The sequence below is a fragment of the Trichloromonas sp. genome (assembly GCF_041583255.1).
In the GTDB taxonomy this organism is placed as follows: Bacteria; Desulfobacterota; Desulfuromonadia; order Desulfuromonadales; family Trichloromonadaceae; genus Trichloromonas.
The window spans coordinates 1-8,178 of record NZ_JBFHGD010000154.1 but is presented as its reverse complement, the minus strand read 5'-3'; the positions used below and the strand labels follow the sequence as shown (position 1 = coordinate 8,178).

The 8,178-nt window shown below is 60.0% G+C and carries 10 protein-coding genes and 1 pseudogene; 8 read left to right on the top strand and 3 right to left on the bottom strand.

All coding sequences use genetic code 11. The features are described 5' to 3' along the window. Positions 1-45: 45 nt before the first annotated feature. Positions 46-393 (bottom strand): TfoX/Sxy family protein, encoded by a 348-nt coding sequence (locus ABYV89_RS12070; RefSeq protein ID WP_432823206.1) that lies wholly within the window; start codon positions 391-393, stop codon positions 46-48. Positions 394-403: 10 nt separating this feature from the next. Continuing rightward, the gene (locus ABYV89_RS12065; protein ID WP_432823205.1) at positions 404-2,275 is read right to left on the bottom strand and encodes an aldehyde ferredoxin oxidoreductase C-terminal domain-containing protein; all 1,872 of its coding nucleotides are present in this window, start codon (positions 2,273-2,275) and stop codon (positions 404-406) included. 331 nt (positions 2,276-2,606) lie between these two features. Between ABYV89_RS12065 and ABYV89_RS12060 the strand changes: the two genes are divergently transcribed. The 3 genes from ABYV89_RS12060 to ABYV89_RS12050 are packed head-to-tail and all read left to right on the top strand — an operon-like array spanning position 2,607 to position 4,091. Beyond that, positions 2,607-3,011, top strand: coding sequence for a PA2779 family protein (locus ABYV89_RS12060; RefSeq protein ID WP_432823204.1), 405 nt, complete (start codon positions 2,607-2,609; stop codon positions 3,009-3,011). Further along, the gene (locus tag ABYV89_RS12055; RefSeq protein ID WP_432823203.1) at positions 3,008-3,541 is read left to right on the top strand and encodes a cysteine peptidase family C39 domain-containing protein; all 534 of its coding nucleotides are present in this window, start codon (positions 3,008-3,010) and stop codon (positions 3,539-3,541) included. The genes ABYV89_RS12060 and ABYV89_RS12055 overlap by 4 nt, the downstream gene beginning before the upstream one ends. A 4-nt stretch (positions 3,542-3,545) precedes the next feature. Further along, entirely contained in the window at positions 3,546-4,091 is a 546-nt protein-coding gene (locus ABYV89_RS12050; protein ID WP_432823202.1) for a tetratricopeptide repeat protein, read from the top strand. A 76-nt stretch (positions 4,092-4,167) separates the two neighbouring features. Here the strand turns inward: ABYV89_RS12050 and ABYV89_RS12045 are convergent, their stop codons facing one another. After that, positions 4,168-4,464, bottom strand: a complete 297-nt coding sequence (locus ABYV89_RS12045; protein WP_432823201.1) for a hypothetical protein — start codon at positions 4,462-4,464, stop codon at positions 4,168-4,170. A gap of 124 nt (positions 4,465-4,588) precedes the next feature. On the opposite strand from ABYV89_RS12045, the gene ABYV89_RS12040 reads away from it, so the two are divergent. From ABYV89_RS12040 to ABYV89_RS12020, 5 genes and pseudogenes are all read left to right on the top strand, one after another. Continuing rightward, entirely contained in the window at positions 4,589-4,816 is a 228-nt protein-coding gene (locus ABYV89_RS12040) for a hypothetical protein (RefSeq protein WP_432823200.1), read from the top strand. Further along, positions 4,813-5,271, top strand: coding sequence for an iron-sulfur cluster-binding oxidoreductase (locus ABYV89_RS12035; protein ID WP_432823199.1), 459 nt, complete (start codon positions 4,813-4,815; stop codon positions 5,269-5,271). Before ABYV89_RS12040 ends, ABYV89_RS12035 begins: the two co-directional genes overlap by 4 nt. 1 nt (position 5,272) lies before the next feature. Beyond that, a complete protein-coding gene (locus ABYV89_RS12030; protein ID WP_432823198.1) occupies positions 5,273-5,824 on the top strand; it encodes a hemerythrin domain-containing protein in 552 nt (183 codons plus the stop codon). A 235-nt stretch (positions 5,825-6,059) separates the two neighbouring features. Then, positions 6,060-7,031 carry a zinc transporter ZntB gene (locus ABYV89_RS12025; RefSeq protein ID WP_432823197.1) on the top strand — a complete coding sequence of 324 codons (972 nt, stop codon included), beginning with the start codon at positions 6,060-6,062 and terminating at the stop codon, positions 7,029-7,031. Positions 7,032-7,062: 31 nt separating this feature from the next. After that, positions 7,063-8,178 (top strand): annotated as a pseudogene (locus tag ABYV89_RS12020) (hypothetical protein); the annotation flags it as partial.

Genomic DNA, 8,178 nt, shown 5'->3' with positions numbered 1-8,178 from the left:
GTAGCCGCGACCCCTTTGTTGTCCAGAGACAGCGGCAGGGTGCGTTCATTTCTTCTTTCCTGCAGTCTTGGGCGGCAAGGAGCGGGCGAAGTCGACCCCGCGCTGCAGCCAGGCGGCCAGGTCGGCTTCTCGTTTCACTCCCGCTGGACTGACCTGCACCCAGCCGGTCATCGGCCGGCCGGTAAGGTCGAACAGGGCCGCGTGGGGCTGTGCCAGGGCGGCGGCGTAACCTTCGGGACCGACCCGCACGATCAACAGGTCGCGAACCAGGCCGCAGGCCATGTTGCCATGCAGCAGAAAACAGAGCCCGCCGAACATCTTCTTTTCGTCGAAGCCGTCCAGACTAATCAGTGCGGCCCGTACCCGGGCGGCCAGGTCCTGATCATAGGCCATCGAATCCTCCTCAGAAAAACTCCTGCAGACTCTCATCAATCCCCTTCAGCGTCTCGTACCAAAAATCCCTCGCCGCCTCGACCCGGTCGAGTTCGAACTTTGCGAGCCAGATTGCCAGTTCGGGGTGTTCTTCATTGTCGACCTCTTTCTTGCGCTGCAAAAAGGTGTGCAGGTAGTCGATGTCGCGCTCCGATTCCCAGAAGATCGGGCTGTTGCGGCTGTGCAGGCGGCTGGCGAGGACGTCGATGGCGCGCAGGAACTGGTCCTTGCAGTCGTACAGCGAGCCCATGACTTCGGGGAGGAGCTCTTCGGCCCAGCCGCGGTGGAAGCGGCAGATGCCGAGGTTGTCGAGGATGAGTTCCTTCTTCATGCGCATGGCGCACATGCGGCCCAGGGTGCGGGGCGGGACGAAGTCGTAGCTGTAGATCATGTAGTACTTGCCCATGATCGCCATCGGCGCCAGTGCGCCGGAGACCCAGTACTGGTTGGGAACCATCCAGCCGCGTCGGCTGAAGGCGATGTAGACCAGCTTGTCATGCAGCGCTATCCCCTTGGCGCGTGAATGGATCCGGCTCCACTTGCGCACCCCTTCGCGAAAATCGAGAATGCCGCGCCGCTCGAGGATGGCGTCGATCAGCTCGCAGCCGAGCTCGGCGTTGTGCCGCGAGTCGTTGATGATATCGAAATTCGCGGTATCCCAGCGGGGCAGCCGGCTGACCCCGAGATCATCTTTGCTCAGCAGCCCGGTGTCGAGCAGGTCCATCAGCCAGGCCAGCACGCCACCGCCGGAGATGGCGTCGAAGCCCATGGCGTCGCAGTGGTGGTTGAGCTTTTCGGCCGCTCGCTGGTCGAAGATGCCGCACAGGGGGCCCATGGTCTGGTAGGGCTCGTAGTCTTTCTTGTAGACCCCGTTCATCTTTTTGCACACGGCCATGCACGGTTCGCCGCAGGTGGCCTGCTGTTTGCCGTCGATGGTCTCTTCGTTGAACTGTTTGAGGTAATGGTTGACCACCAGTTGCTCGTGCAGGTCGGAGCGTTCGGCTTCGCTCTGGTAGATGGTGCGGTAGTTGAAGGCCATGATCTTGCCGCCCATGGTGGCGTAGTTGACCCCCAGGGTGCCGCCGGTCTTGAGCTTTTCGTCATAACGGTACTTGGTGGTGACTTCCTTGTCTTTTTGCAGCAGGCGCTGGTCGTATTTGGCTTTGAACCACTCGTCGGCCACCGTCCGGTCCCGGAAGTCGTCGGTGACCACGGTGCCGCCGTAGATGATCGCCACGATGCCGTGCTCCTGCAGCATGGCGCTGCCGAAGCCGCCGCGGCCGGCCCAGGTGTCGACGTAGCTGATCTTGCCCTTGTTGATGGGGACCGACATGATGCCGCCCATGTCGGTATGCGCGGCGGCGGGGCCGGCGACCAGGATGCGTGGGTCGTTTTCGTAGCGCGAGCCGAACTGCTCATAGACCCGGTCGGTGAGGGCGTAGACCCCGGTTCGTCCCGCTTTCCAGACCGGCTCCGCGTCGATGGGGACCACCTCGACTTCGATCTCCTCGCCGTGGCTGCGGTTTAAGTAGAGGACCGACGGGACCGGGGCTTTGCCGACCAGGCTGAGCATGTTGATCCCGAGGTTGTCGAAGACCAGCCCGGCACCCCCCATGGAGCTGACGTAATAGCCCTGCCAGCAGGGGGAGAAGCCGGTCACCATCAGCCGGTTCGAGCCGGGAAAGATCGAACCGGCAAAGACGCCGACCCCGAAGTTGAGGCTGCGGTGCTCATTGGTGAGATGGATGCCGAGGTCGATCGGCCCGAAATAACGGTCGAAGCCGTACTTTTTTGTTTTATAAAAGCCGGTGGTCGGATCGACCAGAAGCACTCTTTGATACATGGTGACGACCTCCTGGGACAGACTGAAGATTTGAGTCTCTCTTTGTTTTCCTATTTTAGCGTCCCCCCCAGGAACCGGAGGGATGGCCCGTTGCACATTTTAACAGACTTTTGCCCCATGCAGGTTATTACATGCGGACCATTTCGGTTCCATTCAACGAATAATTACGGGGACGCTACCCCCATTGTGATGATGTCCCCGGCACCCAAATGCCGGTGCAGCATCCGGGAACGATTGTTGACAATGTGAGGCCTTGCCAACCTTCGGCCATCCGATACAATTTCAGAAATTCACATGAACAGGTAACATCAGCTGCGTAGGAGGTGTGATGATGAATGAAAAACGCCCATGGGTCGTGCACCCGGTGATCTGCTATGTTGTGCTGGCGACCTTCTACCTGGTTGTTCTGGTTCCGATTGAGGTGCGGGCGTCCTTGCTCGAAAGCCGGTTGTCGGATGGAGCCGGAATTTCGACCCGGGCGGAGATGATTGAAAAGGTTCGCCTGGCCCTTGAGCAGGATATGGTCGCCCAGCGCCTCGCCGACTACGGGCTGACTGCCGGGGAAGTTGAGGCCAAATTGGCCACTTTAAGCGATGAGCAGCTCCATCAGCTGGCCGGGCTTTCGGATACCCTGGCGGAAGGCGGGGTGCTCGGGGCCGTCATCGCCATCCTGGTTGTCATCCTGCTGGTAATCCTGATCGTAAAACTGCTCAATAAAGAAATCATCATCCGATGATCCGTTGCGGAGTCTGTTCCCTGCTCCTTTTGTGTCTGGTCGGATGCTCCCCCTTCATCAGGGGCTTCGACGGGGCAGGGGATGAGGATTTCAAGGTGGTCGAGGGGGTTCCCCTGGTAGCGCAGCAGTACGATGATGATTGCGGCCCCGCCGCACTTGCCGCGCTGTTCGGACATCGCGGGCAGGCTGTGCCGATGGACGAGATTCGCGAAGCCGTCTATGACCCGCGGCTTAAGGGATCACTGCTGGCCGATCTGGAAAACTTTGCCAGCAGGCGGGGCGAGACGCCCCGGTCGGGAAATGGAACTGTTGATTTTTTGCAGCAATCGGTCGACCTCGGCCGGCCGGTGCTGATCCCGGTTGAGACGGGCTTATGGAGCCTTCGGAGGCCCCATTACCTGGTCGTTTTCGGCTATGATCGGCAGCGTTTTCTTGCCCGGGCCGGTTCTGCCGGGACGGTTCTGGTGAATAAAGCAGACCTTGATCACCGGTGGGCTGTCTACCGCCGGCTCTATCTTTACCTTGAGTGACATGATGCGACTGGTGCTTCAGCTTTTTTTGTTTGTTTCCCTTACCGCCTGCTCACTGCCGAGGGTCATTGTGCTCAACGATGCCCTGGATTCCGGTCAGCACAACGATCTCGGGGTTGCGTACGAGAGACGTGGCGAGATGGACCTGGCCGAGCGCGAATATCGCAAGGCCGCCAAGCTCGATGAAAATTGGGCCACGCCGTGGTTCAACCTGGGCAACCTCTATGTCGGGGTAGGCCAATGGTCGCAGGCGGAGGTTTTTTACCGTAAGGCCCTGGCGCGCGAGCCACGGTCTGCAGCGGTGATGAACAATCTGGCATGGGCGGCACTGCAGGAGGGGCGCAGCGTCGAAGCCCTTTCCTGGGCGCAGCAGGCGGCAAGCCTCTTAGCCGATTCGCCGGCCGTGCTTGATACCCTCGCAGAAGTGCACATGGCCCGCCAGGAGACCGCGTGGGCGCAAAGAATTGTCGCCAGAGCGCTGGAACTAAACCCGGACAAGGGGGTGCGGGAGAAACTTGAAGCGAAGCGACAGCAGCTGGCAGAACCGTGATTTTAGGCCGACTCGGGAGGTTTTGGCGTGTTTCCCACACATGCCGATCGGCTGTTTTCAGCCGTTGTCGGGCAGTTTACCCAAGGGGTAGGCACTGGCGGCGTAGACCAGGTTCATGACAATCAGGATCATGGGCACCCAGGTGACGGACATCCCCATGTTCTGCGCGCGCAGCAGCAGCAAAGGCTTCGGAGAAGCGGGCGAGGGTCAACACCGCGGCAAAGACAACAACCCACCAGAAACGCCTTGGCAACCGTTGCAGATTGGCCCGGCTGATCGGCAGCAGGCTGTGGATCATCTCGGAAGAGAGGTCCATGAAGAGGCTGACCAGGCCGAGGGCGATGACCCCTCGCGGCAGCTTGACATGCGCCATCCTTTTTCTCCTCATCCTTAAATACCCGCCCAATTTTATCAGACTTTTGACCCCGGTCATGTTTATTCCCGGAGCGATCCCCTATTCTACAGTCAACGATCACAAAGGAAAGGGGTCACCAACCATGAATCTCCAACAAGGCATCGGCGAGCAGCCGATCAATAAGACCATCGAAACCCATCCGCGCATCGGCGAAATTTTGCAGAAGTACGACATCGGCTGTGTTACCTGCGGCGTCGGCATCTGCCTGGTGAAGGATGTCGTCAGCATTCACGCCCTCGGCGCCGAGGCCGAGGCGCAGATCGAAAAAGAAATCAACGATTACCTCAATCATAAAGGAGACGCACAATGAAAAATCTGGCCTGCGGCTGCCCTGGCAGCCATGTCCGCACCATCGAAGCGACCGAAACCACCCAGCCCGAGGCGACCGGCCGCCTGGCGAGTGAACTGCGCCAGTGGCCGACCCAGCTGCACCTGGTACCGCCCAGCGCGCCTTACCTGGCCAATGCCCATTTGCTGATCGCGGCCGACTGCGCCCCCTTCGCTTACGCCGAGTTCCACCGCGACTTCATCAAGGGCAGGGTGCTGGTCAACGCCTGTCCCAAGCTGGATGACACCGGCCCTTACGTGGAGAAGCTGGCGGCGATGATCCGCAATAATGACATCCAGTCGATCACTGTTACCATTATGGAAGTTCCCTGCTGCCGTGGTCTGGCGATGCTGGCCCAGGAAGCGCTCAAGCAGTCGGGCAAGGATGTCCCGCTTGAGATCGCGGTGATCGGGGTTGATGGCCAGAGAAGGAGCTGATATGAAAACCGATGTGACCCAGGTTATGGTTGACGAGCACCGGCTGATCCTGCGCATGATCGCGCTGGTCGAGCAGAATACTGAACGGATGCTGCAGGGGCGTTTTCGCAACTGGCAGTTCTTTCTCGACGCCGTCGATTTCATCCGCAACTATGCCGACCGGTTTCACCATGCCAAGGAAGAGGATGTGTTGTTCGTGGCGCTGGTGAAAAACGGCATGCCCGAGAAGAGTTCACCCATCGAGGCGATGCTGATGGAGCATGACCAGGGGCGGGCCTTTGTGCGGGCGGTGGAAGATGGGGCGCAGCGGGCGATGCTGGGGGAGCTTGGGCAGATTCCGGTGATTGCCGAAAACGCCAGGGGCTATGCAGCGCTGCTGCGCGGCCATATCGACAGGGAGGACACGATCCTCTATCCCCTGGCCGAGCGGGTGCTGCCTGAAGAGCTGCGGCCGGCGATGCTTGAGGGCTACGCCCGGGCCGAGGAATCGAACCCCGGCCTGGCTGAGCGTTATCGGCGGATGGTGGATGAGTACGAAGCGCAGGCGATGTAGTTTTTTGTACGGCTCTTCAGGCGGTTCTGAACCATGATCTTTTGAGTTAAAAAGCGGCCGACGGTTTTAAATCGTCGGCCGCTTTTTTGTCCTGCGGAGTCAACATCCCGTCGGGCGCTGACAACGGGCCTTAATTTGCAGATCGCCACGATTTGTTTTACACTTGGCTCTGCCTGCGCGACGGTTCTTGAATGTGTCGAATAGACCGGGACTCGTCCCTTTAAGGAGATATTGAATGAGCAATGAGGCATTGATTTTTGCCATGTGCCTGGACGGCAAGGGGGGAGGGCGCCCGGTCGCCTGGGAGGAGGTTGGCCGCTGGCAGCCGGAAGATGGGCTGCTGTGGGTGCATATGAACTACAACGCCGAGGAAACCCATCGCTGGCTCGAAGAACAGTCCGGTCTCGATCCGGTTTCCCTTGAAGCGATGACCGCCGAGGAGACCCGTCCCCGCTGTGTCGTTCACGGCAGCGGAATGCTGGTCATCCTGCGCGGGGTCAACCTCAACCCTGGCGCGGAGCCTGAAGATATGGTCTCGGTGCGGGCCTGGATCGAGCCGGGGAAAATTATCACCATCCGCCACCGCCGGCTGATGGCGCTCGAAGATATACGGCTGTCCCTGGTGGACAGTGCCGGCCCCTGTCGGATTGGCGAATTTCTGGTCGAACTCTGTGACCATATCTCGCAGCGGATGGCCTCGGTGCTGGCCGAGGTGGATGATTCCGTCGATGCCCTCGAGGTGCAGGTTCTCGACAGCAAGAGTCATAAATTGCGGGTCGCGCTGGGCAACCTGCGCCGGCAGACCATCCGTCTGCGGCGCTACCTCGCCCCCCAGCGTGAAGCCATGGTGCGGCTGCAGGGGGAGCGGGTCGACTGGCTCGACGACACGGACCGGGGCCGTCTGCGGGAGGTCGCCGACCGGACCACCCGCTACGTCGAGGAACTCGACTCGGCCCGGGACCGCGCCGCGATCATTCAGGATGACCTGGAGAGTCGGCTCGGCGAGCAGATGAACCGGACCATGTACCTGCTCTCTCTCGTCGCCGCCATTTTCCTGCCGCTGGGGCTGCTGACCGGGCTGCTGGGGATCAACGTTGGCGGCATCCCCGGTTCGGACAACCCGATGGCCTTTCTGATGGTCTGCGGATTGCTGCTGGTGGTGGTCGTTCTGCAGTTGATCATTTTTCGCCGCAAGCACTGGCTCTGAAAAATACAATCGATCAAAATAGGAGAAGTTGATGTCCTACAATAAAATCACCGTCTTGCTGCTGGTTTTGTTCGGCTGCCTGTTGATTTTTGCCCCTGTTCCCGAGGCCTGCGCCCAGGAAGAGGTTGTCGAATCTGTGGCGCAATCCGCCGAGATCGAATCGGTTATTAAAACGCTGGAAGATCCCGCCGCCAGGGAGGAACTGGTACGGCAGTTGAAAATAATGGCCCAGGTCAGGCCGTCCGCAGTGCCGGCAAGCGAGGTAAAGAGTGCGGCGAGTCAGGCCTTGCGGGATATGTCCCGGCGGCTGACCGGGGTGACCGAGGCGGTCATCGTCTTGACCGGCAATGTCAATGAGATTCCCGAGGTGATCGACTGGTTCAGAAACGAACTGGCCGATCCGCAGTCGCGGCAGATGTGGACGGAGGTTCTCGTCAATCTCACGTTGATCCTTGGCTTTGGCTATCTGGGTTTTTACTTTCTTCGCTGGGGGCTGCTCCGTTTCCGTCGGGGGGTTGCCGAGAAGCCGGCCGGCAATGGCTTGTTGCGGGTACTGCGGCTGCTGGCGATTTTCATCCTCGATCTTTTGCCGATTCTGGCGTTTACCGTGGCCGCTTACCTGACCCTCGGCCTGGTCGACCCGCGAGAAAAAACCCGACTGGCCGCCCTGGCCTGGATCAACGCGTTCATTATCGCGCATGGGATCCTGGCGGTACTTCATTTCACCTTTGCCCCGGCGGCATCCGGCCTGCGTTGTTCCGGGCTTTCCGACGAGACGGCCCATTACCTGGTGATCTGGGGGAAGCGGCTCAGCTACGCTTCGATTTACGGTTATTTTGCCCTGCAGGCCGCTCTGCTGCTGGGGTTGCCTGCGCTTTCCTACGAGGTGCTGCTACGGCTGCTGGGGCTGCTGGTGACCGTGCTGGTGATCATCATCATCTTGCAGAACCGTGAGGGGGTGACCGACTACCTTCAGCAGTGGCCAGGCAACCAAAATGGTGAGGTCGTCAGCCGCCCGGTGTTTCATGGCGTGCGCAACCGGCTGGCTCAGGTCTGGCATCTGCTGGCGGTCTTTTACGTTATTCTGCTCTACGGGGTCTGGGCCCTCCAGGTCGAGGGGGGCTTTTTCTTCCTGATGCGTGCCACC